Annotated in this window: 16 protein-coding genes; 11 read left to right on the top strand and 5 right to left on the bottom strand. The window is 70.4% G+C overall.

Features of this window, described 5'->3' with window-relative positions; genetic code table 11:
• Positions 1–11,107: amino acid adenylation domain-containing protein (locus tag ACZ7L5_RS13575; RefSeq protein WP_471516732.1), on the top strand; the 11,107-nt coding region annotated here is incomplete at its 5' end.
• A gap of 46 nt (positions 11,108–11,153) precedes the next feature.
• The gene (locus tag ACZ7L5_RS13570; RefSeq protein ID WP_319367050.1) at positions 11,154–11,357 is read left to right on the top strand and encodes an MbtH family protein; all 204 of its coding nucleotides are present in this window, start codon (positions 11,154–11,156) and stop codon (positions 11,355–11,357) included.
• Positions 11,358–11,437: 80 nt separating this feature from the next.
• On the opposite strand, the gene ACZ7L5_RS13565 is transcribed toward ACZ7L5_RS13570, so the two are convergent.
• Positions 11,438–12,247, bottom strand: a complete 810-nt coding sequence (locus tag ACZ7L5_RS13565; RefSeq protein WP_471516731.1) for an acetoacetate decarboxylase family protein — start codon at positions 12,245–12,247, stop codon at positions 11,438–11,440.
• A gap of 115 nt (positions 12,248–12,362) precedes the next feature.
• On the opposite strand from ACZ7L5_RS13565, the gene ACZ7L5_RS13560 reads away from it, so the two are divergent.
• The 3 genes from ACZ7L5_RS13560 (at position 12,363) to ACZ7L5_RS13550 (ending at position 15,723) form a co-directional block, all read left to right on the top strand.
• Positions 12,363–13,487: an aminotransferase class I/II-fold pyridoxal phosphate-dependent enzyme gene (locus tag ACZ7L5_RS13560; RefSeq protein WP_471516730.1), complete on the top strand. Its 1,125-nt coding sequence runs from the start codon at positions 12,363–12,365 to the stop codon at positions 13,485–13,487.
• A gap of 5 nt (positions 13,488–13,492) precedes the next feature.
• Entirely contained in the window at positions 13,493–14,236 is a 744-nt protein-coding gene (locus ACZ7L5_RS13555; protein ID WP_471516729.1) for a GNAT family N-acetyltransferase, read from the top strand.
• A 452-nt stretch (positions 14,237–14,688) separates the two neighbouring features.
• A complete protein-coding gene (locus tag ACZ7L5_RS13550; protein ID WP_471516728.1) occupies positions 14,689–15,723 on the top strand; it encodes a cation diffusion facilitator family transporter in 1,035 nt (344 codons plus the stop codon).
• A gap of 24 nt (positions 15,724–15,747) precedes the next feature.
• Here ACZ7L5_RS13550 and ACZ7L5_RS13545 read toward each other — a convergent pair whose 3' ends face one another.
• A complete protein-coding gene (locus ACZ7L5_RS13545; protein WP_471516727.1) occupies positions 15,748–17,559 on the bottom strand; it encodes a thiamine pyrophosphate-requiring protein in 1,812 nt (603 codons plus the stop codon).
• A 260-nt stretch (positions 17,560–17,819) separates the two neighbouring features.
• Here ACZ7L5_RS13545 and ACZ7L5_RS13540 point away from each other — a divergent pair, with 260 nt between their 5' ends.
• A complete protein-coding gene (locus tag ACZ7L5_RS13540) occupies positions 17,820–18,611 on the top strand; it encodes an RNA polymerase sigma factor SigF (protein WP_328878153.1) in 792 nt (263 codons plus the stop codon).
• 16 nt (positions 18,612–18,627) lie between these two features.
• Here ACZ7L5_RS13540 and ACZ7L5_RS13535 read toward each other — a convergent pair whose 3' ends face one another.
• Positions 18,628–19,764, bottom strand: coding sequence for a GAF domain-containing protein (locus tag ACZ7L5_RS13535; RefSeq protein WP_471516726.1), 1,137 nt, complete (start codon positions 19,762–19,764; stop codon positions 18,628–18,630).
• A 124-nt stretch (positions 19,765–19,888) separates the two neighbouring features.
• On the opposite strand from ACZ7L5_RS13535, the gene ACZ7L5_RS13530 reads away from it, so the two are divergent.
• The 4 genes from ACZ7L5_RS13530 to ACZ7L5_RS13515 all read left to right on the top strand — a co-directional run bounded on the left by ACZ7L5_RS13530 (position 19,889) and on the right by ACZ7L5_RS13515 (position 24,022).
• Positions 19,889–20,605 carry an ANTAR domain-containing response regulator gene (locus ACZ7L5_RS13530; RefSeq protein ID WP_471516725.1) on the top strand — a complete coding sequence of 239 codons (717 nt, stop codon included), beginning with the start codon at positions 19,889–19,891 and terminating at the stop codon, positions 20,603–20,605.
• A gap of 153 nt (positions 20,606–20,758) precedes the next feature.
• Positions 20,759–21,628 carry a hypothetical protein gene (locus ACZ7L5_RS13525; RefSeq protein ID WP_471516724.1) on the top strand — a complete coding sequence of 290 codons (870 nt, stop codon included), beginning with the start codon at positions 20,759–20,761 and terminating at the stop codon, positions 21,626–21,628.
• Positions 21,629–21,710: 82 nt separating this feature from the next.
• Positions 21,711–22,958, top strand: coding sequence for an aminotransferase class I/II-fold pyridoxal phosphate-dependent enzyme (locus ACZ7L5_RS13520; RefSeq protein WP_471516723.1), 1,248 nt, complete (start codon positions 21,711–21,713; stop codon positions 22,956–22,958).
• The gene (locus ACZ7L5_RS13515; RefSeq protein WP_471516722.1) at positions 22,955–24,022 is read left to right on the top strand and encodes an MBL fold metallo-hydrolase; all 1,068 of its coding nucleotides are present in this window, start codon (positions 22,955–22,957) and stop codon (positions 24,020–24,022) included. The genes ACZ7L5_RS13520 and ACZ7L5_RS13515 overlap by 4 nt, the downstream gene beginning before the upstream one ends.
• A 46-nt stretch (positions 24,023–24,068) precedes the next feature.
• On the opposite strand, the gene ACZ7L5_RS13510 is transcribed toward ACZ7L5_RS13515, so the two are convergent.
• Both ACZ7L5_RS13510 and ACZ7L5_RS13505 read right to left on the bottom strand, forming a co-directional pair.
• Complete coding sequence (locus ACZ7L5_RS13510; protein ID WP_471516721.1) at positions 24,069–24,689, bottom strand: DedA family protein; 621 nt, start codon at positions 24,687–24,689, stop codon at positions 24,069–24,071.
• On the bottom strand, positions 24,686–25,459 hold the full coding sequence (locus tag ACZ7L5_RS13505; RefSeq protein WP_471516720.1) for an MBL fold metallo-hydrolase: 774 nt from the start codon (positions 25,457–25,459) through the stop codon (positions 24,686–24,688). Before ACZ7L5_RS13505 ends, ACZ7L5_RS13510 begins: the two co-directional genes overlap by 4 nt.
• A gap of 83 nt (positions 25,460–25,542) precedes the next feature.
• Between ACZ7L5_RS13505 and ACZ7L5_RS13500 the strand changes: the two genes are divergently transcribed.
• On the top strand, positions 25,543–25,950 hold the full coding sequence (locus ACZ7L5_RS13500; protein WP_362381629.1) for a hypothetical protein: 408 nt from the start codon (positions 25,543–25,545) through the stop codon (positions 25,948–25,950).
• Positions 25,951–25,983: the final 33 nt, after the last annotated feature.

Here is a 25,983-nt window from a genome sequence, read left to right as displayed (position 1 = left end):
GCATGTGTTGTGTCTGGTGTTGCATCACATTGCGGGTGATGGGTGGTCGTTGACGCCGTTGTTGCGGGATGTGGCGGTGGCGTATGAGGCGCGGTTGGCGGGTGTGGTTCCTGGGTGGGTGCCGTTGCCGGTGCAGTACGGCGATTACACGGTGTGGCAGCGTGCGTTGCTGGGCGGTGAGGATGATCCGGGCAGCGTCGCTTCACGCCAGTTGGCGTTCTGGGAGGGGGCGTTGGCGGGGTTGCCGGATGAGTTGGTGTTGCCGTTCGACCGGCCGCGGCCGGTGGTGGCGGGGCATCGGGGTGCTTCGGTGGCGTATGGGTTGGATGCGTCGGTGCATCGGCGGGTGGTGGCGTTGGCCCGGGAGTGCGGGGTCAGTGTGTTCATGGTGCTGCAGGGTGCTCTGGCTGCGTTGCTGACCAGGTTGGGGGCGGGGGAGGATGTTCCGCTGGGGTCGCCGGTCGCGGGGCGGATGGACGAGGCGCTGGACGATCTGGTGGGGTTCTTCGTGAACACTCTGGTCCTGCGTACGGACACGTCGGGTGATCCCACGTTCCGTGAATTGCTGGAGCGGGTGCGGGAGGCGGATCTTGCTGCGTTTGCGCATCAGGATCTCCCGTTCGAGCGGTTGGTGGAGGTGCTCAACCCGGCCCGGAGCATGGCCCGGCATCCGTTGTTCCAGGTCATGCTGGCGTTGAACAACACCACCCACACCACCCCCACCCTCCCCGGACTTGAGCTGGAGCTCCACCCGCTCGACACCGGCACGACCCAATTCGACCTCGCCCTCAGCGTGGCCGAGGAATTCGACAGTGACGGCCGACCGGCCGGCATCACCGGACAACTGACCTACGCCACTGAGCTCTTCGACGGCATCACAGCCGAGCAAATGCTCCGGCGCTACAGCCGTCTGTTGCGGCAGGTCACGAACGACGCCGACCAGCGACTGTGGTCGGCGGACCTTCTCGGCGTCGACGAACGCAGGCTGCTCCTCGAAGGACACAACGCCACTCGAACGGCCCTGGGCGGTGAGCTACTGCCCGATCTCATCGCCCGGCAGGCCGCGGCCACCCCTGAGGCGACAGCGCTCATCAGCGCCGACGAGTCCCTCACCTACGCCGAACTCACCAGCCGGGTCAACCAGTTGTCTCGGCTGCTCGTCCGACACGGTGCCGGCCCCGAACGAACGGTGGCCGTCGCCCTGCCGCGCTCCATCGACCTCGTGGTCTGTCTGCTCGCCGTGTGGGCCGGCGGCGCCGCGTTCCTCCCGCTGGACCTCGCGTACCCCGCCGAACGCCTCGCTTTCATGATCGGAGACGTCGACCCCGTCCTGCTGGTGACCACCGGGCAGGACCAGGACGCTCTGCCCGGCGACATCCCGCGGCTCCTGGTCGACGACGGGCTCCGCTCCCGCCTGGCCACTTTCCCGGACCACGAACTCGGCGACGCGGACCGCGACACACCCCTACGAGCGGAGCACCCCGCCTATATCGTCCACACCTCCGGCTCGACGGGAACGCCCAAGGGAGTCGTCGTCACCCACGCCGGTCTGCCCAACTTCGCCCACGGATACGGCGGCCCGCTGCACGTCGACGAGAGCAGCCGCGTCCTGCAGTTCTCGTCCATCAGCTTCGACGCCGCCATGAGCGAGATCATCCCCGCCCTCACCTCCGGCGCGGCCCTCGTCGTCGCCCCGGCCGAGGATCTGTCTCCCGGCGAGCCCTTGGCACGTACGGTCACCGAGGCCGCGGTCACGCATCTGTGCGTGCCCCCGTCGGTGCTGGACACACAGGCCGCGACCGCACCGCTGCCCGATTCACTGCGCACCCTGATCACCGCGGGCGAGAGGTGTTCCGGCGCGACCGTCGCCCAATGGTCGCCGGGCCGCCGCATGATCAACGCCTACGGGCCCACCGAGTACACCGTCTGCGTCAGCATGACCGGACCACTCCACGGTGACGCCCGCCCCTCCATCGGGCGTCCCATCAGCAACACCCGCGTCTATGTTTTGGACCAGCATCTCCAACCGGTGCCCCCCGGCGTCATCGGCGAACTCCATGTGGCGGGCCACGGGCTCGCCCGCGGCTACGCGGGCCGCCCCGGACTGACGGCCGGCCGCTTCGTCGCCGACCCCCACGGGCCCACCGGCACCCGCATGTACCGGACCGGAGACCTCGCCCGCTGGAACGACAACGGAGAACTGGAGTACGCCGGCCGCGCCGACGAGCAGATCAAGGTCCGCGGATTCCGCATCGAACCCGGAGAGATCGAAGCCGCCCTGACCGGCTTCGACGAGGTCGCGCAGGCCGCCGTCGTGGCGCACGACCATCGACTGGTTGCTTACGTCGTGCCGTCACAGCCGTCGCGGACCATCGACACACGGAACCTGCGCGAGCGTCTCACCGCCGCGGTTCCCGCCCACCTCGTCCCCGCCGTCATCGTCGTGCTGGAGGCACTTCCCCAGCTGCCCAACGGCAAGCTCGACCGGTCCGCGCTGCCCGCGCCGGACTTCGCCGAACGTGTCTCCAGCCGGTCCCCGCGCAACGCCACGGAAGAAGCGGTGTGCGGTCTGCTGGCGGAGGTCCTGGAACTGCCCTCGATAGGTATCGACGACGACTTCTTCGCCTTGGGCGGCCACTCTCTGCTGGCCACCCGCCTCGTCAGCAAGGTCCGGACACAACTCGGCGCGGAGATCTCCGTACGCAACGTGTTCGAGCACCCCACCGTCGCCGGCCTCGCCGAGCGACTGGCCGGCACCCAGCCCCTGCGGCCGGTCCTCGGACGCCGTACGAGCACGGGACGCGCCGCCCCCTCCCACGCACAGCAGCGCCTGTGGTTCTTGCACCAGTTGGCCGGGCCGAGCCCTGCCTACAACATCCCGATGGCCCTCGATCTCTCCGGCGCGCTCGACGTCGCCGCGCTGCGCGGAGCGCTCGTCGACGTGACCACCCGCCACAAGGCCTTGCGTACCGTGCTCGTCGACGAGGACGGCACGCCCTGGCAGCAACTGTTGGCGCCGGCCGGCCCGGACGCTGTCCTGACCGTCACGGACACCACCCCCGAACAGCTCAGGGCACAGCTGGAGTCGGCGGCCGCGCACTGCTTCGACCTCTCGGCCGAGACGCCCCTGCGCAGCCACCTGTTCCGCATCAACGACCAGGAGCACGTTCTCCTTCTGGTGCTGCACCACATCGCGGGCGACGGATGGTCGGTCGCACCGCTCACCCGCGACCTCGCCGCCGCATACCGAGCCCGGCTCGACACCGGCGGACCGCCCCGATGGGCGGAGCTTCCCGTGCAGTACGCGGACTACAGCGAGTGGCAGCGAGAGCTGCTCGGCGACGCGGACCGCCCCGACAGTCTGGCGGGACGGCAACTCGCGCACTGGCGAGCGGCCCTGGACGGGCTGCCCGAGCGCATCCACCTGCCGCTCGACCGGCCGCACCCGGCCTCCATCAGCCACCGCGGCGACAGCGTCCCCTGCACACTCAGCCCCGCCCTCCACACCGCCGTGGCGGAACTCGCCCGGAGCCACAACGCCACTGCCTTCATGGTCCTGCAGGCAGCGTTCGCGGCTCTCCTGTCAAAAATGGGAGCCGGCGACGACATCCCCATCGGCACCCCCGTGGCCGGCAGGACGGACGAGTCCCTGGAAGATCTCGTGGGCTTCTTCGTCAACACCCTCGTCGTCCGCACTGACATGTCCGGTGACCCCACCTTCGGTCAGCTGCTGGCACGCGTACGACAGACCGTGCTCAGCGCCCAGGAGCACCAGGAACTGCCGTTCGAACACCTCGTGGAGGACATCAACCCGACCCGCAGCATGGCCCACCACCCCCTCTTCCAGGTCATGCTCGCCTACCACAACCTCCCGCCGGCCCCTCTGGAGATGCCCGGCCTGGAGCTGCGGGTGCACGAACTGCCCATCCGCACCGCCAAGTTCGACCTGCATCTGGAACTCGGCGAGTCGCAGCCGCTGCACGGCGAGCCCGGCGCTCTCACCGGGGTGCTCCAGTACAACACCGACGTCTTCGACCGACTCACGGTCGAAGATCTCCTCCGACGCTTCGTCTCGCTTCTGGAGACTGTCACCCGCGCCCCCGACCAGCCGATGAGCACGATCGACGTCCTCACCGACGACGAGCGCCGGCGACTGCTGGTGACCCCGGCCGACACAGCCAGACCGCTCGCACCGGCGACCTTGCCGCAGCTCTTCGAGGAGCAGGTCGGGCGCGGCCCGGACGCCACGGCCGTCATCGACGAATCCGCGGAGCTGAGCTACGGGGAACTCGACGATCGCGCCAACCGGCTCGCCCACGAACTCGTACGCCACGGCGCCGGACCGGAGCGCGTCGTCGCGGTCACCCTGCCGCGCTCCGTCGACCTGGTGGTCGCACTGCTGGCCATCGCCAAGACGGGCGCCGCCTATCTTCCCCTCGACCTGAGCCACCCCGCCGCACGCACCGACTACATGCTGCGGGACGCCGCACCGGTGTGCGCGGTGACACGACCCGGCGACACACTCGGCGGGCACGGGCAACTGACGACCGTCACCGTCGCCGGCCTCGCGCACACCAAGGGCCGAACCCCGCCCCCGGACCGGACGGCACTCAGGCCCGAGCACCCCGCATACCTGCTCTACACCTCAGGCACCACCGGAACACCCAAGGGCGTACTCAACACGCACAGCGCGATCGTCAACCGCCTGCTGTGGACCCAGGCCCAGTACCAACTCGACAGTGACGACCGCGTACTTCAGAAGACCCCCACCGGCTTCGACGTCTCGGTATGGGAGTTCTTCTGGCCTCTCATCTGCGGCGCCACACTGGTGATGGCACGCCCCGAAGGCCACCGGGACCCCGCCTACCTGGCCCGCCTCATCATGCGCGAGCGCATCACCACCATCCATTTCGTACCCTCCATGCTCCAGGAGTTCCTCGCCGAACCCACGGCACGGCACTGCACGAGCCTGCGCCGCATCCTGAGCAGCGGGGAGGCGCTCACCCCGGAGCTGTGCGATCGCACCCAGCGCCTCCTCCCGGCCGGCCTGCACAACCTCTACGGGCCCACGGAAGCCGCCATCGACGTCACATCCTGGACGTGCCCGCCTGAGGACGACAGCGCCGTCGTACCGATCGGCCACCCGGTGTGGAACACGGGTGCCTACGTTCTGGACGCCCACCTCAACCCCGTCGCCGCTGGGGTCACCGGCGAGCTGTACATCTCCGGCGCGCAGCTCGCCCGCGGCTACGTCAACCGGCCCGCTCTCACTGCCGAACGGTTCGTCGCCGACCCCTTCACCGACGACGGCACCCGCATGTACCGCACCGGAGACCTCGCCCGCTGGTCCCGCGCCGGCGTCCTCGAATACGTCGGCCGCGCGGACGGCCAGGTCAAGCTCCGTGGTGTCCGAATCGAGCTTGGTGAGGTCGAATCCGTCCTCGCGTCCTGCCCAGGAGTGAGCGCTGCGGCTGTCGCGACCTATGAGGCAGGCGAAGGTGACACCCGAATCGCTGCCTACCTGGTCCCACGGCCGGACCTGGACGATGCCGGCGCGTACAGCGAGGAACACGTCCAGGAATGGGCCACCGTCTACGACCACCTGTACGACCGCGGTGAAAGCACCGGCTTCGGGGAGGACTTCGCCGGCTGGACCAGCAGCTACGACAGCGAGCCCATCCCGCTGGAGCAGATGCAGGAATGGCGGGACAGCACGGTGGAGCGCATCAGGGGACTGCGGCCACGCCGCGTCCTGGAGATCGGCGTGGGCTCCGGACTGCTCCTTGCCCACCTCGCACCGGACTGCGAGGAGTACTGGGGCACCGACGTCTCACGGGTTGTCGTCGGCCGACTGGCGCGGCAGGTCGCAGCCGAGACGGACCTGCGCGGCCGCGTACAGCTGCGCGCGCAACCCGCCGACGACCTCAGCGGACTCCCTCGGGGCCACTTCGACACCGTGGTCCTCAACTCGGTCGTTCAGTACTTCCCCGCTGCCGACTACCTGCTGACGGTGCTCGACGGCGTCACTGACCTGCTGGCGCCCGGCGGTGTCGTGTTCGTGGGAGACGTACGCCATCGAGGACTGGTGCGCTCGTTGCGCACCGCCGCGCATCTGGCCCGCAGCACGCCAGGCACCGACGCCGCGCACCTCAGGCAGGCCATTGCCCAAGACCTGCTGATGGAGAAGGAACTCCTGCTCGATCCCGCCTTCTTCGCCGGTGCCTGCGCCCGACTGGACGGCTACACGTCGGCCATGGCGACGCTCAAGCACGGTATGCATCACAACGAACTCAACCGCCACCGCTACGACGTCATTCTCCACACCGACACCCAGCTGCCCCATCCGGACTCCGAGGAGGCCACGCTGACCTGGGGCGACGACGTGGCCGATCTGGAGGACCTCCAGCGCGCTCTGCGGCAGCACTGCACGACACGGGTCCGCGTACGCGGCCTCCCCAACGCGCGCATCACCGGTGAGGCCGCCGCGACACGGCACTTCGACGAGCACGCCGCTCCGGATGCAGCGCGCCGTCTCCTCAACGACCGTACGGGTATCGACGTCGAGGATGTCCGCACGCTGGGGCGCACGGTCGGGAGGGGAGTGACCGTCACCTTCGCGGCGGCAGCCGACGACCGGTTCGACGCCGTGTTCGCGGTGGATGCAGAGACTCCGCTGGTGCCGCTCGGGCCCACGGCACCGGATGAGACGCCCGACCGCTTCGCGAGCAGCCCGGACGCCGGTCGCTTCCTCAGTGGCCTGACAGCAGCGGCGCGGGTGCACTGCGCCGCCAGGCTCCCGGCGCACATGGTGCCCGCCACGTTCACCCTGCTCGACCGACTGCCGGTGAACCGCAACGGCAAGCTGGACCGCAAGGCACTGCCGGCCCCGAAGCCCGTCACCGGAACGTCGCGACGGGCACCGGCCACACGGCTCGAAGCAGTGCTGTGCACGTTGTTCGCAGACGTCGTCGGCGCCGAAGCCGTCGGGCCCGAGGACGACTTCTTCGACCTCGGCGGGCATTCATTGCTGGCCACCCGGCTGATCAGCCGCATCAGGACCGAACTCGACATCGAGACGAGCGTCGGGCGACTCTTCGACGCGCCCACCCCCGCCGGCCTCGCGGCGACCCTCGACCCTACGGACCCGACCAGGCCGACCATCACCGCTCTGACCGACCGCCCGGATCCGCTGCCGCTGTCCTACGCGCAGCAGCGCATGTGGTTCCTGCAACAGCTGGACGGCGACGCGCTGACCTACAGCATGCCTGGTGTGCTTCGGCTGGTTGGTGGGGTTGATGTGTCGGCGTTGGCTGGGGCGTTGGTGGATGTGGTGGGTCGGCATGAGGTGTTGCGGACGGTGTTTCCGCAGGTGGGTGGGGGTGTGCCGGTTCAGGAGGTGCTGGCTGTGGAGTCGGTTGGGGAGGTGTTGAGGGTTGTTGAGGTGAGTGGTGGGGGTCTTGATGCGGCGATCGAGTCGGTGGCGGGCCGGTCGTTCGATCTGTCGTGTGAGGTGCCGTTGCGGGCGGTGCTGTTCCGGTTGGGGGAGCGGGAGCATGTGTTGTGTCTGGTGTTGCATCACATTGCGGGTGATGGGTGGTCGTTGACGCCGTTGTTGCGGGATGTGGCGGTGGCGTATGAGGCGCGGTCGGCGGGTGTGGTTCCTGGGTGGGTGCCGTTGCCGGTGCAGTACGGCGATTACACGGTGTGGCAGCGTGCGTTGCTGGGCGGTGAGGATGATCCGGGCAGCGTCGCTTCACGCCAGTTGGCGTTCTGGGAGGGGGCGTTGGCGGGGTTGCCGGATGAGTTGGTGTTGCCGTTCGACCGGCCGCGGCCGGTGGTGGCGGGGCATCGGGGTGCTTCGGTGGCGTATGGGTTGGATGCGTCGGTGCATCGGCGGGTGGTGGTGTTGGCCCGGGAGTGCGGGGTCAGTGTGTTCATGGTGCTGCAGGGTGCTCTGGCTGCGTTGCTGACCAGGTTGGGGGCGGGGGAGGATGTTCCGCTGGGGTCGCCGGTCGCGGGGCGGATGGACGAGGCGCTGGACGATCTGGTGGGGTTCTTCGTGAACACCCTGGTCCTGCGTACGGACACGTCGGGTGATCCCACGTTCCGTGAATTGCTGGAGCGGGTGCGGGAGACGGATCTTGCTGCGTTCGCGCATCAGGATCTCCCGTTCGAGCGGTTGGTGGAGGTGCTCAACCCGGCCCGGAGCATGGCCCGGCATCCGTTGTTCCAGGTCATGCTGGCGTTGAACAACACCACCCACACCACCCCCACCCTCCCCGGACTTGAGATCAGCGACTACTCGCTCGCGCCGGACATCGCCCGCTTCGATCTCACCGTCAGTCTCACCGAGTTGCACGACGAAAAGGGCACCCCCGCGGGCATCGAAGGAGTCCTGACCTACGCCACGACGGTCTTCGACCAGGAGACCGTCGAAGCACTCGGCCGACGGCTCAACCGTCTGCTGTCCGCCGTGGTCGAGGCACCCGACTCGACCCTCCACTCACTCGACCTCTTCGACCCGGCGGAGAAGGAACTCCTCCACCCCGCCCACACCGAGGGGGAACCGACAGCGTTCGAGGACCCGGTCGTACTCTTCCGCCGACAGGCACTACGTCGGCCCGACGCCACCGCCGTGGTCTTCGACGACCGGACCCTCACCTATCGCGAACTGGACGAGGAATCGGACCGGATCGCCGGCTTCCTGGCAGACCGAGGGGCCGCGCCGCACACGGCCGTCGCCGTCGCCGTGCCGCGTTCGCTCGAACTCGTCTGCACCCTGGTCGCCGTCCTCAAGACCGGCGCCGCCTACGTTCCCATCGACCCCAGCCACCCGGCGGACCGTACGGCGTACGTGCTCAAGGACGCGGACCCGGTCTGCTGCGTGGGCGTATCCAGCGCTGCCGGCAATCTCCCACGTACCGCGCTCCTACTGGAGAACCTGACGGCTCGGCAGTCCCCCGTCGCGCCCCTGGACCTGCGGCAGCCGTCCCCGGGGCTGCCGATGGCCGTCCTGTACACGTCCGGAACCACCGGGACCCCCAAAGGCGTGGTGCTGACCCGGCGCAACGTCGCGGCGATGCTCGACGCCGTACAGCAACTCTTCGGTCTGGACGAAAGCGACGTGGTTCTGCACAAAGCGCCTCTGACCTTCGACGCCTCCATCGAGGAGATCCTCTGGCCGTTGACGACCGGCGCCCGCCTCGCCGTCGCCGGGCCAGGCGCCGACGCCGACCCCGAGCAACTGGCATGGCACATCCGCAGGCACGACGTCACCACACTCGACGTGGTGCCGGCCGTACTGGACGCCCTCCTCGAACACTCCGCACCGCAAGGCTTCCCGACACTGCGGCGTGTTCTCAGCGCCGGTGACGTCCTCGGCCGCCAGACCGTACGCCGTCTCCACAGCACGACGTCGGCGCGGCTGACGAACCTCTACGGCCCCACCGAGGCGACCGTCAACGCCACGCACTGGACCGCCCGCCCCGACCTCGGCCGGACACCACCCATCGGCGGCCCCACCCCCCATACCCGGGTGCGCCTGCTCGACGAGCGACTCCAGCCCGTGCTCCCGGGCGTCATCGCGGAGCTGTACATCGCCGGTGACGGCATCGCGAAGGGTTACCTCAAGCGGCCGGCGCTCACAGCCGAACGCTTCCTGCCCGACCCCTTCGGCCCGGACGGGCAGCGCATGTACCGCACCGGCGATCTCGCTCGCTGGAACAACAGGGGTGAGCTGGAGTTCACCGGCCGCAGTGACCACCAGATCAAGATACGAGGGGTACGCATCGAACCTGCCGAGGTCGAGGCGGCCCTGGAATCCCACCCCGCCGTGCGCAGCGCCGCCGTGGCGGCTCGTGGGAACCGGCTGGTTGCCTACGTGACTGCCCAGGAACCCGGCAACCCGCCCACCCACGAGGCACTCAGCGCACACGCAGGCGCGACCCTCCCGGCCCACATGGTCCCCACCGCTTACGTCATCGTGCCGCGACTGCCCCTGACCTCCAACGGCAAGATCGACCGGGCCGCCCTGCCCGACCCGCAGGACAGTGCCCCGTCCGACTCCGCTTCCCGGCCCACGACACCTCAGGAAGAGGTACTGGCCTCCTTGTTCGCCCAGATCCTCGACCTGCCGCACGTGCGCCCGGACGACGGCTTCTTCGACCTCGGCGGCCACTCACTGCTGGCCACCCGGCTCACCCGTCTGATCCGGGACACCTTCGGCGTCGACGTGCCGATCGGCGCGCTCTTCGACGCACCGACCCCGCGCACACTTCTCCACCGCTACCTCTCCGGCAGCCGGACCGAAGAACCCCAGCGCGCGCTGACTCCCGTGCTGCGGCTGCGCGGCGGTGATCGTCCCGCGCTCTTCTGCGTCCACCCGGTGGCCGGGGTGAGTTGGGCCTACGCCCGCCTGCTGCCGCACCTTGATCCCCACACCCCGGTGATCGCACTTCAGGCCCACGGACTGCTCCCGGGCGAGACCCTGCCGAGCAGCCTCTCCGAGATGGCCGCCCGCTACGCCGAGGCCATGGTGAGCGAACAGCCGGACGGGCCCTACCACTTGGCCGGCTGGTCGATGGGCGGCACCATCGCGCACGAGATCGCCGTGCAACTGAAGCGGCAGGGGCACGAGCTCGGCCTCGTGGTACTCCTGGACGCCCATCCCCAGGACCCGCCGGAGGCCGAGAGCGGCGACACCCTCGAAGTCTCCGTACTGCGCTCGCTCCTGGACCACTTCGGGATCGGTGCGGGTGACATCCCGCCGGGGCAGCTGCGCGCCACTCTGACCGCCTTTCTCGCCGAACACGACACCGTGCTGGGCCAGGACGAGGAGGGCCTTGACCGGCTCGTCGACGTCTACACGAACAACGCACGCCTGGCCGGCGACTTCACTCCGTCGCGGCTGACCCACGACGTGCTCACCTTCACCGCCACCGGGGAGGAAGGCGCCGTGGACTCCGCTCGGCGATGGGCGCCGTTCGTCGAAGGCCAGGTCATCGACCACCCCGTCCCCTGCCGGCACACCGAGATGCTCGATCCCGACGCGGCCCGCACCGCCAGCCATGTGCTGAACGACCACCTCAACCGCAGTCGCACACCCTGACCGGCGACAACCGTCACCAGCAACCACCGAGAGGACGACGAACGCCATGACCAACCCGTTCGAGGACGACGAAGCCGACTACCTGGTGCTCGTGAACGACGAGAACCAGCACTCGATCTGGCCCGCGCACCTGCCGGTCCCCGGTGGCTGGAGGACGGTGCACGGGCCGGAGCCCCGGCAGGAATGTCTTGCCTTCGTCGACCGGGAGTGGACGGACATGCGGCCGCGCAGTCTGGCCGAGCAGATGTAGGACGGCTGATCCGAAACATGTGTGTCCGCCCCGCACAGAGGCGGGGCGGACACAAGAACTTGCCATTTCCCGACCGGCGGCTAGTCCAGGTAGGCGCCCCCCTCAAGTGTCTCGGCATAGGCGAAGGAATACCCCGTTCCTGTTTCCAGGGGAAGCAGCGAGAGGAGGTCGCGATCTCGGGTGCGGACAGTTTCTCTGTCGAATTCAATTTCCGCGGTCCCGGACCATACGTCACCGAATTCCACTCCGGAAACGCGGGAAGTGATGAGTCGCGATCCACTGCTTTCCTCGCCGGTCCACCGCGACACCATCTGGCTGTGTACCAGCGGTACCCGCGCGAGGGGCGGGGCGGATCCTTCCGGCTGTCGCAGGGTGATCGTCGCGGAGGCGAACCGGCGGTCGTGCACGCCGAGCGAGCCGGACAGCCGCGCACCCGGGCGTCGGCGCCCGCCAGCCAGACCCACGGGAAACATCCTGGTCAGATGAACGGAACCGAACTGCTTCGGCATCCCCTGGATCCAGCCGCGGGACAGTGACGTGGCCGAGTCGACCCATGCGTACGGGCATCGGGCCATCGGTCGTCCCCGGTGCTCGCACGCCAGCACGATCTGGAACTCGGAGAACTGGCAGCCAACCGGGTCGGAAGACTCCCGGGCGTCGGCCGAACACCATTCCCATTCCGAGAAGACCGCGGCCGCGGTGAGATCGCCCTGGCTCAGGGCAAGCCCATCGGGCAGGAACGACTGAGCTGCTTCCTGATCGACGGCGTACTCGATCCAAAGCATGTTTCCGGAGAAATGCCAGGGTGGCGGAGTAATCATCGACGAGCCCCCCGAAGGGGACAAAGGGTAAGAGTATCCGGATAATTTCGAGGAGGTTTTTCCGGGCATGCAGAGAGAATACACAAATGATTCCGTGGGGGAAGGGAGAGGCGAGAGGCGAGGGCAACGACTCCATGGGCTCGATGCCGTCGGCCGGTACGCGGCTGCGGACATCGTCCAGCACGTGGCGCCCACCGGATTCCTCGACCTGGGGCCTGGCTACCTCGATCCCGAACTGGTCACCACGGACATGATCGGGCGGGCGTACTCGGCCGCTCTTGCCCGCTATGGCGATACGGCCCTGGCGTACGGGCACAACCAGGGGGCCCTGCCCTACCGGGCGGCTTTGGCCCGGCACCTCACCCGCACGGACGCCGAACCCTGGACGCCGTCGCACCTCCTGACCACCTCGGGGACGTCCCAGGCGCTCGAGATGCTCGCTTCGGTATTCGCCCGCCCTGATGACGTCGTGCTCGCCGAGGCACCCACGTACGACTTGGCCCTGAACATCTTCCGGGACCACGGACTGGCCGTCAGCGCCGTTACGTGCGACGCCGAAGGCCCTGATCCCGAAGCGATGGAACGGACAGCGCAGGCGCTCCGCGTGTCCGGGCGCCGTGTCGCCTTCGCCTACCTGATCCCCACCTTCCACAACCCCACCGCGCGGCTCGTTCCGAGGGCACGACGCATGGCTCTGATAGCTGCGGCACGCCGCCACAACCTGCTGATAGTCGAGGACGACGCCTATGCCGACCTCTCCCTCGACGGCTCGCCGACTCCGCCGTCCCTGACTGCGCTCGCCCAGTGGGACGGCGTCCTTCGCGTGGGCACGTTCTCCAAAACCCTGGCCCCCGGACTGCGCCTGGGCTGGCTGGGCGGCTCGCCGCACCTGTGCCGTCGACTGGCGGACCGGGGAGTGGCACACAGCGGAGGATCCCCCAGCCACCTCACTTCCCTGGCGGTGGCGCAACTCATGGACGACGGAAGCTACGTCGAACACCTTGAGCAGTTGCGCGCCCAGCTGGCACACCGCCGCGAGGCCCTCAGCGCCACGCTGCGCGAGCATCTACCACACGACTTCACCCTGCGGCCCGTCCACGGCGGACTGTTCGTCTGGGTCGACATCCCGCCGTGGCTCCCGGAACAGGAGGCGGTGGTACGAGCAGCTGCCGTGGGCGTGCTCGTCCAGCCGGGTTCACGGTTCGGCAGCCGTGAACCCGGGATCAGGCTCGCCTACTCCGCCCATCCGCCGACCCGCCTTCGCGCTGCTGCGGCGCGCCTGGCCGGCGTCTGGCGCCAGAAAGGATGACAAGGATGCCTTACCAAACCCACACCCTGGCCGAACGTCCTGACCTGGTAGGGGAGGTGTGGACCCTCAACCCCACCTGGCCCGAGTTCATGTTCCACGGCCCCGTCGCGGACGCACACTACGGCCAGTTCGTCGATACCTTCCACGAGTACACCGTCGTCGCCACCGAAGGCGGACGCGTAGTGGCGCGCGGACACAGCGTCCCGCTGGCACTGGACATCCCGGGCCGCAGAAACCTCCCGCCCGACGGCTGGGACCGGATGCTCATCTGGGCCTTCGACGACCACCGCCGAAAGCGTAGGACGGACGTCGTCGGCGCAGTGGAGGTCGTCATCGACCCCGACCATCGCGGTCGGGGACTCTCCGCCCTGATGCTCCGTGCCATGGCGGACAACGCCCGGGCCGGCGGGTACCGCCGCATGGTGGTCCCTGTACGTCCCACGGCCAAGCACCAGCATCCTCACCTGCCGATGGACGAGTACGTGAAGGACGTCGGCCCTGACGGCCTTCCGCGTGATCCCTGGCTGCGGACGCATGTGCGGATGGGAGGGGAGATCGTCGGCACAGCCCCCACTTCCATGGTCATTCCGGGCTCGCTGGAGCAGTGGCGCCGATGGACGGGGCTGCCTTTCGACAAGGACGCAGAGGTCATCGTCGAAGGAGCACTCGCCCCCGTGCACTGTTCTGCGTCGGCCGGGCACGCCATCTACGTGGAGCCCAACGTCTGGATCTCCCACGACCTCACCTAGTCCGAATGGCTTGGCAGTCGCGTCACGGCACTGGCATCCATTGTCATCAGGGCTGGAGGGCGCTGACCTGTGCAGCCAGCAACCAGAAGAGCTGTCGGAGGCCGGAGCAGCCCGAGTTGCGGCAGCGAAGGCGTTCTCCTCGTAACCTGTGGATGGCCTTGCGGGTCACGATGCCCCCCGCAAGGCCTCCAACAACCTGGCCCCGGCCCTTGCCCACACCGTGTGCACCGGCGTTGTTCAGGAAGGGTACCGACCGGCTCGCCCGAGGGTTCACGACAGGGTGGCACTCGCTGCCGGCGGGACTGGACCACCATGCATGAGCGACGCGTTATCGCAGGTCAGAGGCGCGCTAATCGACATGACAACGGTCACCGATGCAGCCTTTGGTGATTCGCTTGGGTGTGCGTTTCACTGCGGGCAGGACATCCGTCGTCTTGAGGGGGAACGCCGGCATGAGTGACCACGACCATGAGCACGGCCCGGGCCACGACCACGGTCCGGGCGGCCACGCTGGACACTCCCACGGCGTCTCGGCGGACGCCGACCGCCGCTGGCTGGCCATCGCTCTGACGCTCATCACCGCGTTCATGGCGATCGAGGTCGTGATCGGCGTCATCGCCCGTTCCCTGGCCCTGATCTCGGACGCGGCGCACATGCTCACCGACGCCGCCTCCATCGTCCTGGCCCTGATCGCGATGAGGCTGGCGGCCCGCCCCGCCAAGGGCGGCTACACCTACGGCCTCAAGCGCGCGGAGATTCTCTCCGCCCAGGCCAACGGACTGAGCCTGCTCCTGCTCGGCGCGTGGCTGGCGTACGAAGCCGTGCTCCGCCTGATCGACCCGCCCGAGGTCGAGGGCGGCCTCATGCTCGCCACCGCCCTCGCCGGCATCGTCGTGAACGTGGCCGCGACCTGGTGCATCTCCAAGGCAAACCGCACGTCCCTCAACGTCGAGGGCGCCTACCAGCATGTCCTCAACGACCTGTTCGCCTTCATCGGCACCGCGGTCGCCGGCCTGATCGTCGTCCTCACCGGCTTCGCCCGCGCGGACGCGATCGCCACCCTCGTGGTCGTCGCCCTCATGTTCAAGGCCGGCTACGGACTGCTGCGCGATTCCGGCCGGATCTTCCTGGAAGCCGCCCCGGCCAACATCGATCCCGACGCACTCGGCGACAGGCTCGTGGCCCGGCCCGCCGTGGTCGAGGTCCACGACCTCCACGTCTGGCAGATCACCTCAGGACAGGCCGCTCTCTCCGCCCACATACTCGCCGAGACCGGCGGGGACTGCCATGCCGTACGCCGCGACCTCGAAGAACTCCTGCGCGACGCCTACGGCATCACCCACACCACCCTCCAGGTGGACCACGCACCGTCCCCGGTGCCGGAGCTCGCCCTGCCCGGCAACCGCGACCTGCTGGTATCCAATGCCGCCCTGCACTGCGAGGGTGCGCACGGCCCGGTTCACAGGGACGAACCACACGACCACTGAGCCACCGAGCATCTTCAGCGCCGTTCAACCGCTCTTCTTGTCCCGCCCCTCCCGCCCTTGCAGGAAGTCCTGCATCTTCGCCTTGAACCCCTGCCGGATCATCGACCCGCGATCCGCGTCCCCCTTCAGGATCGACGCGGCCGTCGCCTCCATCTGGTCCCAGGTGGCGTGCGGCGGGATCGGTGGTACGGCCGGGTCGGTGAGGAACTCGATCACCGCGGGCCCGTCCGCCTCCAGCCCGGCGCGCCAGGCGGCCGCCACGTCCTCCGGCTTCTCCACGCGGATGCCGGTCAGGCCGAGGGAGCGGGCGAAGGCGGCGTACTGGACGTCGGGGAGCTCCTGGGACGGCAGGAAGGACGGGGCGCCCTCCATGGCACGCATCTCCCAGGTGACCTGGTTGAGGTCGTGGTTGTTGAAGATGCCCACGACCAGGCGCGGGTCCTCCCACAGGTCCTTGTACTTCGCAGCGGTGATCAGCTCCGCCAGGCCGTTCATCTGCATCGCCCCGTCCCCGACCAGCGCGATCGCCGGACGGTCCGGGTGGGCGAACTTGGCGCCGATCGCGTACGGCACTCCGCAGCCCATCGTCGCGAGCGTCCCGGACAGCGACCCGCGCATGCCGGGGCGCATCGTCAGGTGGCGGGCGTACCAGTTCGCCGCCGAACCCGAGTCGGAGGAGATGATCGCGTTGTCGGGGAGCAGCGGGTCCAGGGCGCGGGTGACGTACTCCGGGTTGATGGGGTCGGCCGACAGATTCGCCCGCCGGTCCATGACCTCGTGCCAGCGAGCCACGTTGTCGCACACCGTGTCGTACCACTCGCGGCCGCGCTCCTCGGAGCGGATCAGCGGGATCAGCCGGTCCAGCGTCGCCTTCGCGTCGCCGACGAGATTCACCTCGTACGGGTAACGCATGCCGACCATGTGCGGATCGATGTCGATCTGCACCCCGCGCGCCTTGCCGAAGTCCGGCAGGAACTGCGTGTACGGGAAGGAGGACCCGATCGTCAGCAGGGTGTCGCAGTCCCGCATGAGCTCGTACGACGGGCGGGTGCCCAGCAGGCCGATCGCGCCCGTGACGTACGGCAGTTCGTCGCTCAGGGCGTCCTTGCCGAGCAGCGCCTTGGCCACGCCGGCGCCGAGCAGCTCGGCGATCTGCTCGACCTCGGCCCGTGCACCGGACGCGCCCTGCCCGACCAGGATGGCCACCTTGTCCCCGGAGTTGAGGATCTCGGCCGCCCGGAGCACCGAGTCGTCCGCGGGGGTCGCCGTCCAGCTGCTGCTGTCCAGGCTGGAGGGCACCATCTTGAACTCGTGCGTGGGGGCGGAGTATTCGAGTTCCTGGACGTCGCCGGGGATGATGACCGCCGTGGGGGCGCGGCGCGCGTACGCGGTGCGGATCGCCCGGTCCAAGACGTTCGGCAGCTGCTCGGGGACCGTGACCGTCTCCACGAAGTCCGAGGCGACATCCTTGTAGAGCGTGTGCAGGTCCACCTCCTGCTGGTACGAGCCGCCCATCGCGGTGCGGTGCGTCTGGCCGACGATCGCCAGGACGGGGACGTGGTCGAGCTTGGCGTCGTACAGGCCGTTGAGCAGGTGGATCGCGCCGGGTCCGGAGGTCGCCGCGCACACCCCGAGACGCCCGCTGAACTTGGCGTAGCCGACCGCCTGGAACGCGGACATCTCCTCGTGCCGGGACTGGATGAACAGGGGCTGGTTGTGGGCGCGTCCCCACGCCGCGAGCAGGCCGTTGATGCCGTCGCCGGGATAGCCGAAGACGTGCTCCACACCCCACTCGCGCAGGCGCTGCAGGACGTGATCGGCGACCTTGGTGCTCATGGGGGACCTCCCGGCTCCGTGGGACTGCGCGGCGCCGCTACGAGTGACCCCGCGCGCGGGCGGAAAACGCGCGGGCGGAAAACCTGCGTGGGTGTTTGCGGACCGGGAGTGAGGGCAGGCGAACAACCAGTGCTTCGGACAGGAGGCACGTCCGTGGGAGCGGCAATTCCCGCCACGGGTGTGTCCGGTCCCCGGCGCGCGCCCGCACTCCCTCGGTGACCGTCCAAGCCAAAGCACAACCAAGGGAGTTGCGACGCCCGATGCCCACTTCAGTGAGCGCGAAGCACCACCCGCACGACGACGCCCCCGACACGGCGGAAGACTTCCGCAAACTCGCCACCCTGCCCGAGGGGCAGCAGCGCGACACCGTCCGCGAGCGGATCGTCGAGGCGTGGCTGCCCATGGCCGACCGGCTCGCGGGTCGTTTCCGCAGCCGCGGCGAGAGCTTCGACGACCTGCGTCAGGTGGCCGCCCTCGGGCTGGTCAAGGCCGTCGACCGCTACGACCCCGAGCGCGGCAACGCCTTCGAGAGCTACGCCGTGCCCACCATCACCGGCGAGATCAAGCGCCACTTCCGCGACCACATGTGGACGCTGCACGTACCGCGCCGGGTCCAGGACCTGCGCAACCGCGTCCGGTTCGCCGTCCAGGACCTGCAGACCGTCTCGGGCCGCAGGCCGACCATTGCCGAGATCGCCGCGCACGCCGACATGAGCGAGGCCGACGTCAAGGCCGGTCTGGAGGCGCTGGAGAGCTTCACCGCCCTGTCGCTGGACGCGGAGCTGCCCGGCAGCGAGGACGGCTACTCCCTCAGCGACGCGCTGGGCGCCGCCGATCCCGCGCTTGACACGGTCGTGGACCGCGAGTCCGTGGCGCCGCGGCTGGCGGCCCTGCCCGAGCGTGAGCGCGCCATTTTGTACATGCGCTTCTTCGGGGACATGACGCAGAGCCGGATCGCCGAACAGCTCGGTATCTCGCAGATGCACGTGTCCCGGCTGATCAGCCGGTGCTGCAGCCGGGTGCGGGAGCAGGTGCTCGACGACGTGGGCTGACACGGCCACGCGCCGCTCAGGGCGTTCCTGTCGCCGCCAGTGCGATGTGGCGGGACATGGTGTCCATCGCCCGCGCCTCCGCCATCGAGAACGCCAGGCGGGCGCCGCATCTGAACAGCGTCAGGACGCCGGCCACGGCGCCCTCGGCGGCGAGGGGCACACACAGCAGTGAGGTGACGTTCGCCTGCACGAGGACCGGGGCGCCTTCGGCATCATGGCCGAAGGCGTCCGGGTTCGGCGGGCGGACCTGAAGGGCCGGGGAGGCGGTGCGTGCCGTCTCCACGACGAGGGGGCACCTGGCCGGCGACTGGGCCGCCAGCGTCTTCGCCTCCGGCTCCGAGGGGGCCAGCACGGTGGTGCGGGACAGTCCCGTGGCGGCGGGCGTGCCCGTGTCGACGACGACCCAGTCGGCGAAGCGGCCGTGCAGGACCTGGGCCGCCCGCCGGACCACCGCCTCGCGGTCGCCGCGCGGCGCCGTCAGCAGGGCGGTGGTCATCTCGTCCAGGACGTCCATCAGGGCCGCATGCCGAGTGGTCTCGGTGAGGTCGGGGACCTGGGTCGTCGGGCTGTCGCCCGGAGCCGGGGCCCCGGTCGCGCGCAGGTCGCCGGGCTGCAGCACGACCAGCACGGTGGTGTGGGGCTCCCCGCTGGGGCGTACGGCCGTCAGGGTCGCGTGGACCGGGACGGACGGGCGCTGCTGGAGGTGCACGGTCAGGCTGCGGTCTCCCTCGCCGCGCGCCACCGCAGCGGCCTGCGAACGGAACGCCGCCCGGTCGGCGTGGGCGAGGAACCCGGTCAGCGGCCGGCCCGTCGCATACCCGGCCCGGACGCCGGTGAAGGACGTCCCCGCGAAGTTCAGCCGGCGCACCACCGCTTCCCGGTCCACCAGCGCGACCGGCAGCGGAAACCGCTGGAACACCGCCCGCAGCAGATGCTGTTCCTGACGGTCGTCGGACGTCGTACGGGGCAGCCCGCCCGAGGTCAGCCGCTCGTACGACGGCCACAACCGGCCGGCCACATGGTCCAGTTCGAAGATCGCCGCGTCCAGGACGGTCGGCAGATCCCCTCCCGAAACGGACCGTGCCGCCTTGAGCTCCGCGACGCGGCGCACGAAATCCGCAAGTTCTTCACCGAATTCGTCGGTCCTCTCCATGGGGACGAACCTAGCTGGCGGCGATGTGGTCCGGGGCGGCGGGGATCCAACCGGTCCCCCCTGTTCTCCCACTGTTTTCCCCGCGCAGTACCGGGAAAGCGCCCAAAATGAGGAGGAGTTGAGGATGCCCGCTCACGATCGTGTCGGTCGCTGGGGAGACCAGTCCGCCGAAGCCGCCCTTCCGGGGCGCAGGCTGTCCGAACTGGTCGAACAGGCCGTGCGCTGCACCGCCGACTGCTGCGGCGCGAGCAGCATGGTGGCCGAGGCGGATGCCGAGCGGCCCGCCGCCGTCACCCACCCCGACCTCGCCGGACTCGTCGCCGTCCAGCTCCGCTCCGGGGACGGGCCCATCCCGGCGGCCCTGGAACGCGGCGAGCCCGTCGACTCGGCCGACCTGCTGCGCGAGGAGCGCTGGCCGGAGTACCGCGCCATGGCGCTCGACTCGGGGGTGCGCTCCAGCGTCACGCTCCCGTTCCGCCGCTCCGGGCTCGCGGTGACGCTCAGTCTCTACAGCTTCCGGCCCGGCGCCTTGGAGGACGTCGTGCACGGGCCCGTGCACGCCCTCGGCGAACTCGCCGCCAGCTGCCTGGTCCGCGACCGCTCCTACCGCGCCGCGCTCAGCGAGCTGGACCACCTCGGCACCGCCCTGCGCTCCCGACCGGTCGTCGACCAGGCGTGCGGCATCGTCATGCACGTCCTCGGCTGCGACGCCGACTCCGCCTTCGGCGTACTGCGCCGCATCTCCCAGGGCACCAACCGCAAGCTGTCGGACGTCGCCGCCGGCGTGGTCGGCAGGCGGGGGCGCGGGCTGGAGCGGGACTTGGCCGCGCTGCTGAACTGAGGCTGCGGCCGACCCGTACGGCGTCACCCACTCGGCCGTGCCCGTCGCGCGAATGGTGCCCGGCCGCGCGCGCCCGGACGCCGGGCGGGCTGTCATGGCTGCTGGGGCACGACCGCCGTACCCCCGCAGCCGTCGGCCGAAGGAGCTCACCCCATGCGCCGCACCGCCCGCGCCCTGTCCGTCGCCGCTCTGGCCGGTGTCGTCCTGGGCTTCGTCGCCTCGGCCGCCTTCGCGGAGCCGACCGCGGAGGTCAGCCCCGGTTCCGTCTCCCCGGGCGGCAGCGTCACGGTGTCGGTGTCCTGCGACGCCCTCGGCACAACCGCTCCGGCCACCATCGACGCCACCTCGCAGGCCTTCGAGGAGGGCACGGTCCAGCTGAAGCGGGTCTCCGGCAACGAGGAGAAAATCGCCGGGCCCGCCTACAGCGGCACCGCTCGCATCCCCCCTGCCGAGAACTTCGAGGATGATCCGGACGCGGCCGGACCGGACTCCGCGTGGACGGTGGACGGCACCTGCCCGGCGGCGCCCGGCGGGGAGGGCAAGGAGTGGAGCGCGACACTCACCGTTGCCCTCGACAGCGGCGGCGGCAAGGAAGGTGGCAAGGGCGGCGGCAAGGGCAGCACGGAGGGCGGCAGCGCGGGCGGCGGAACAGAGACCGGCGGCGAGGGATCCACGGGCGGCACGCAGAGCGGTGGTGAGGGCGGCAAGGGCGGCACCGAGGGCGGCTGGAGCGGCGCCGACGGGGGCGGCGATCCCTGCACCGAGCCCCACTTGGGCAACACGGAACCCGACAAGACCGGAACCGGGTGGGCAGACGGCGCGCCCTCCGGCAAGGGCGAGCACATCGGGTCACACGCGCAGGACTGCGAGGGTGCTACCGTCGACCACGGCGTGCAGGCCGGTGACGGCGGCACCTTCACCGACTCCGTCCCCGCCCTCGTCGCCGGTGGCGTGCTGATCGCGGGCGCGGCGGGCGGTGCGGTGTACCGGCTGCGTCGCAAGACGCCCACCGCGCAGGACTGACTCCCGGCGGGCGCCCATGGTGTGGCGCCACGATGGGTACTCAGAGCACCACTGAGGCACCTGGCACAGCGCGGAGGCAAGGATGCGCCCGACGGACCCCGAAGGCCACGGCCCCGTCCGTTACGGGCCCCCGCTCCCGGGCGACGGACTGCCCGTGCTGCCCGAACTTGCCGCCGTCCTCGCGGCTGCCGCCGGCCGGGCCGAGAGCGAGCTGATCGGCGGCGGCGACGGCCTCCTGGCGGCCGCGTGCGGATACTGGGGCCGGCGCGGGCTGCCGACCGAGCCCGAGCACGCGGTGGCCGCTCCCGGGGCGCCCGCCCTGCTGCTCGCCCTGACCGCCGCGATCGGCGGCGACGTCCTGGTACCGCGGCCCTGCGCCGCCTGGTGGGCGCCGTACGCACGCCTGTTGGGCAGACCCGTCTTCCACGTGGCGACACCGGCCGAGTGCGGTGGTGTGCCGGATCCGTACGCCCTGCTGGAGACCGTACGCCGGGTCCGGGCCGAGGGCGGTGACCCGCGGTTGCTCGTGCTGTCCGTCGCCGACGACCCCACGGCCACCGTGGCCCCGCCAGAGGTGCTGCACGAGACCCTGGAGGCGGCCACCGGAGAGGGGCTGCACCTCGTCAGTGACGAGACCTGGCGCGACACCGTGCACGCCCGCCACGACACCGTGCTGCTCAGCCCCGCCGAGATGCTGCCCGAACAGGTCACCGTCGTCACCGACCTGTCCGGCGCCCACCTCCCGCCGGGCTGGCCGGCCGCGGTCGCCCGCTTCCCCGCCGACACCGCCGGCGACGGCCTCCACGCGCGCGTGCTCGACGTGCTGACCGCGCTCGGCGCCCGGGTCGCCGGCCCCGTCGCTCTCGCTGCCACGTACGCGCTGGAGGAGCCCGAACCGGTCACCGAGCGGGTCGCCGCGACCGTACGCCTGCACGCGGGCGTGGCAGCCGCCGTGCACGCCGCTGCCGTAGGAGCGGGCGCCTTGGCGCGGCCCCCGCAGGCCGGGCGGCACGTGTACGTCGATCTCGGCCCGCTGCGCGCGGCGCTGTCCGCGCACGGCGTGGCGGACGCGCAGGACCTGGAGGACTTCCTCGCCGAGCGGCTCGGCATGCCCGCACCGGGCGGGCACCGCTTCGGCGACGACCTCGGCGCGCTGCGCGTACGGCTGTCCACCGGGCCCCTGCTGGCCGGTACCGACGAGGAACGCGCGGAATGCAGCACGTCACCCTCGCCGTTGGAACTGCCGCACGTGCAACGTGCGTTGATCCACTTGAAGTCGGTCTTCGACGATCTTCGTGACGAAGCTCAGCGATGGGAGCCTCCTCGATGACGCAGCAGTCCGAGTCATCCATGTCGACAACACGGCGTACGGCCCCCCGGAAAGCCGACGCCCCGGCGGACCCGTCCCCCTTCGCGCCCCCGTTCCCGCCGCTCGCCGCACCCCGCCCGCTGGGCGAACGCCGGGTGTGGCCGCGGACCTTCCACGACCGGCTCACCGCCCCGCTGCCCGGCTTCAAGACCCTCGCCCGCTTCGCCCGCGAGGGCGCCGTACGCCCTGGCCGGGAGGGCCTCGCCGACATCCCGAAGCTGCCCTTCGAGCCGGTCCCGGTGCCCCGCGTGGACGCGCGCACGGTAGCCGTCTCCTGGGCGGGACACGCCAGTTGGGTGGTCCGGATCGGCGGACTGACGGTCCTCACCGATCCCGTCTGGTCGCGCCGCATCCTCGGCACCCCGGCCCGCGTCACGCCCGTCGGCGTCGCCTGGAGCGCCCTGCCGCGCGTCGACGCGGTCGTCATCAGCCACAACCACTACGACCATCTGGACGCCCCCACCCTGCGCCGACTCCCGCGCGACACCCCCGTGTTCGTGCCGGCGGGCCTCGCTGCCTGGTTCCGTCGCCGCAAGTTCACGCAGGTCACCGAGCTGGACTGGTGGGAGGCGGCCGAACTGTCCGGTGTCCGCTTCGACTTCGTACCGGCCCACCACTGGTCCAAGCGCACCCTCGTCGACACCTGCCACAGCCTGTGGGGCGGCTGGGTGCTCACCGCGCCCGACGGACAGCGCCTGTACTTCGCGGGCGACACGGGCTACGGCCACTGGTTCGCCCGCATCGGCGAGCGCTACCCCGGCATCGACCTCGCTCTCCTCCCCATCGGCGCCTACGACCCCCGCTGGTGGCTCAGCGACGTCCACTGCGACCCGGAGGAGGCGGTGCGGGCGGCCCGGGATCTGGGGGCCCGCAGGATGGCGCCGATGCACTGGGCGACGTTCGTGCTGTCGGCGGAGCCCGTCCTGGAGCCGCTCACGCGGGTGCGGGCGGCGTGGGAGAAGGCAGGACTGGACCGCGAGAACCTGTGGGATCTGCCGGTGGGGGGATCGCGGGTACTGAACTAGGGCCGCTTTCGCAACAGGCCCCAGCCGACGGCCAGAGGCCGAGACGTCACCGGGCGGACCGGATCCGCCTCCACAGACTCGGCACCGCGCTGATGACCAGCGTCAGCGCCACGGCAGCGACGACGCCCTCCCACGGCTCGTCGAACAGCGACCCACCCAGAATCCCGATCAACTGATACGTCACCGCCCACGCCAGACACGCCGGAAGGTTCCCGCGGGCGAACCGTCGCATCGGCCACTCGGCCAGCAGACACGCCAGCATCACCGGCAACCGCCCCGCGGGAACCAACCGGGACAGCACCAGTACGGCCACACCGTGCTCGGCGAGCTTCTCCTGCGCCTGAGTGAGCCGCTCCTCCGGCGCGCGCGAGCGGATCGCCTCCAGCCAGCGCGAACCGTTCTTCGAGCGCATGCCGCGCCGCCCGAGCCAGTACAGCGTCGCATCGCCCAGGAACGCCGCCGTCGACGCCGTCACGAACACCAGCGCAAGCGAGAAGGGCGCCGTCTGGTGAAACGCCACCACCGCCGCCGAACTCACCAGCGCACCCGTCGGGATCACCGGCACCAGCGCCCCGATCAGCACCAGCAGGAACAACGTCGGATAACCGATCGCCTGCTGGGTCGACTCGTACGGCACCGTCGTCACGGCGGTGGCCAGAACGGTCACCGGGCCACCTCCGGGCGCACGCGCTCCCCGTGCGCGAGCCGGTGCACCGCCACGCCGGGCGCGCGCTCCGCCGCGAACCGTGCGAACTCGTCGCCGGGCGCATGGAATTCATGGGGGCGCACGGCGTCCATGCCGATCGGCCAGTACGTGCCGTAGTGCACCGGCACCGCGCTGCGCGGTGCGAGCCGGATCAGCGCCTCGGCCGCCCGCCCCGCGTCCAGATGCCCCTCCCCGAGGTACGGTCCCCAGCCGCCGACCGGCAGCAACGCCACGTCGACCGGCCCGACCTCCTTCGCCATCGCGTCGAACAGCCCGGTGTCCCCGGCGAAGTAGGTGCGTGCCTCGCCCTCGATGACGTAGCCAAGGGCGGGGGAGCGGTGCGGGCCGAGGGGCAGCCGGCGTCCGTCGTGCCGCGCGGGCACGGCTCGTACGGCCACATCGCCGACCGTCGTCACGTCCCCCGGCGCCACCTCGGTAACCCGCAGATGCGTGAGCCGGCGCAGGCCCGGCACCGCCCGGCGCGCGCCCCGGGGCACGAGCAGCCGGGTGTCCTGCGGCAGCCTGGCGAGAGAGGGAACGTGCAGGTGGTCGGCGTGCAGGTGGGAGACCAGGGCGACGTCCGCGCGCCAGGCGCCGGGCGGGGGCGGTGCGCCCCGGCGGCGGCGCAGGTGTGCGAGCCGGCGTGCGAACAGAGGGTCGGTGAGGAGGCGCACGTTCGAATCCTCGACCGTGCAGGTGGCGTGGCCCCACCAGGTGATCTCCACCGGCACCTCTTTGCCTCCTTCGCGCGACTCCCCGAAGCGTACGGGCTGGAGTAGGGTCGGCGGCGAAACCCGGAGGTGAGGGGGACGCCATGGGGTCATCCGTAGTGCGTGTGACGGCGATCGCCAGTCTGACGCCGCTCGAAGAGCTGGACGCCGACCCCTTTCTGGTGGACTCCCGCAGCCAGCACGCGATGTGCGCGCGCTGGGCCGCCGAGCACGGGTACGTCGTCGCACGCGAGCTTCTCGTACGCCGGTTGCGGGCGGACCACAGCGTGCTGTGGGAGGGCGTCCGCCCCGGCCTCGACCTGTTCGTGGCGCCCAGCCGGAGAGTGCTGGAGAGCGCGCTGTCGTCCGTCGACGACTTCTCCGCGGAGTGCGCCCGGCGGGGCGTGCGCGTGGAGATCGTGGGGCGCGCGGAGCCGTTGTACGACGCGCAGATGAAGGCGCGGGTGCACCGGAGGCTGTCGATGCCGACGGCCGGCTACGACGGGCGATGACGATCACGGCACGCGGCGCGTGACGAAGCAGCC

The sequence above is a fragment of the Streptomyces sp. NPDC107528 genome (assembly GCF_055639295.1).
This window is presented reverse-complemented; position numbering and strand designations above follow the sequence as displayed.

What these genes read in the sequence shown, in the direction of transcription:
- ACZ7L5_RS13570 (WP_319367050.1), top strand. Translation starts at nt 11,154, where the DNA reads ATGACCAACCCGTTCGAGGACGACGAAGCCGACTACCTGGTGCTCGTG.
- ACZ7L5_RS13565 (WP_471516731.1), bottom strand. Translation starts at nt 12,247, where the DNA reads ATGCCCGGAAAAACCTCCTCGAAATTATCCGGATACTCTTACCCTTTG.
- ACZ7L5_RS13555 (WP_471516729.1), top strand. Translation starts at nt 13,493, where the DNA reads ATGCCTTACCAAACCCACACCCTGGCCGAACGTCCTGACCTGGTAGGG.
- ACZ7L5_RS13550 (WP_471516728.1), top strand. Translation starts at nt 14,689, where the DNA reads ATGAGTGACCACGACCATGAGCACGGCCCGGGCCACGACCACGGTCCG.
- ACZ7L5_RS13545 (WP_471516727.1), bottom strand. Translation starts at nt 17,559, where the DNA reads ATGAGCACCAAGGTCGCCGATCACGTCCTGCAGCGCCTGCGCGAGTGG.
- ACZ7L5_RS13540 (WP_328878153.1), top strand. Translation starts at nt 17,820, where the DNA reads ATGCCCACTTCAGTGAGCGCGAAGCACCACCCGCACGACGACGCCCCC.
- ACZ7L5_RS13535 (WP_471516726.1), bottom strand. Translation starts at nt 19,764, where the DNA reads ATGGAGAGGACCGACGAATTCGGTGAAGAACTTGCGGATTTCGTGCGC.
- ACZ7L5_RS13530 (WP_471516725.1), top strand. Translation starts at nt 19,889, where the DNA reads ATGCCCGCTCACGATCGTGTCGGTCGCTGGGGAGACCAGTCCGCCGAA.
- ACZ7L5_RS13525 (WP_471516724.1), top strand. Translation starts at nt 20,759, where the DNA reads ATGCGCCGCACCGCCCGCGCCCTGTCCGTCGCCGCTCTGGCCGGTGTC.
- ACZ7L5_RS13520 (WP_471516723.1), top strand. Translation starts at nt 21,711, where the DNA reads ATGCGCCCGACGGACCCCGAAGGCCACGGCCCCGTCCGTTACGGGCCC.
- ACZ7L5_RS13515 (WP_471516722.1), top strand. Translation starts at nt 22,955, where the DNA reads ATGACGCAGCAGTCCGAGTCATCCATGTCGACAACACGGCGTACGGCC.
- ACZ7L5_RS13500 (WP_362381629.1), top strand. Translation starts at nt 25,543, where the DNA reads ATGGGGTCATCCGTAGTGCGTGTGACGGCGATCGCCAGTCTGACGCCG.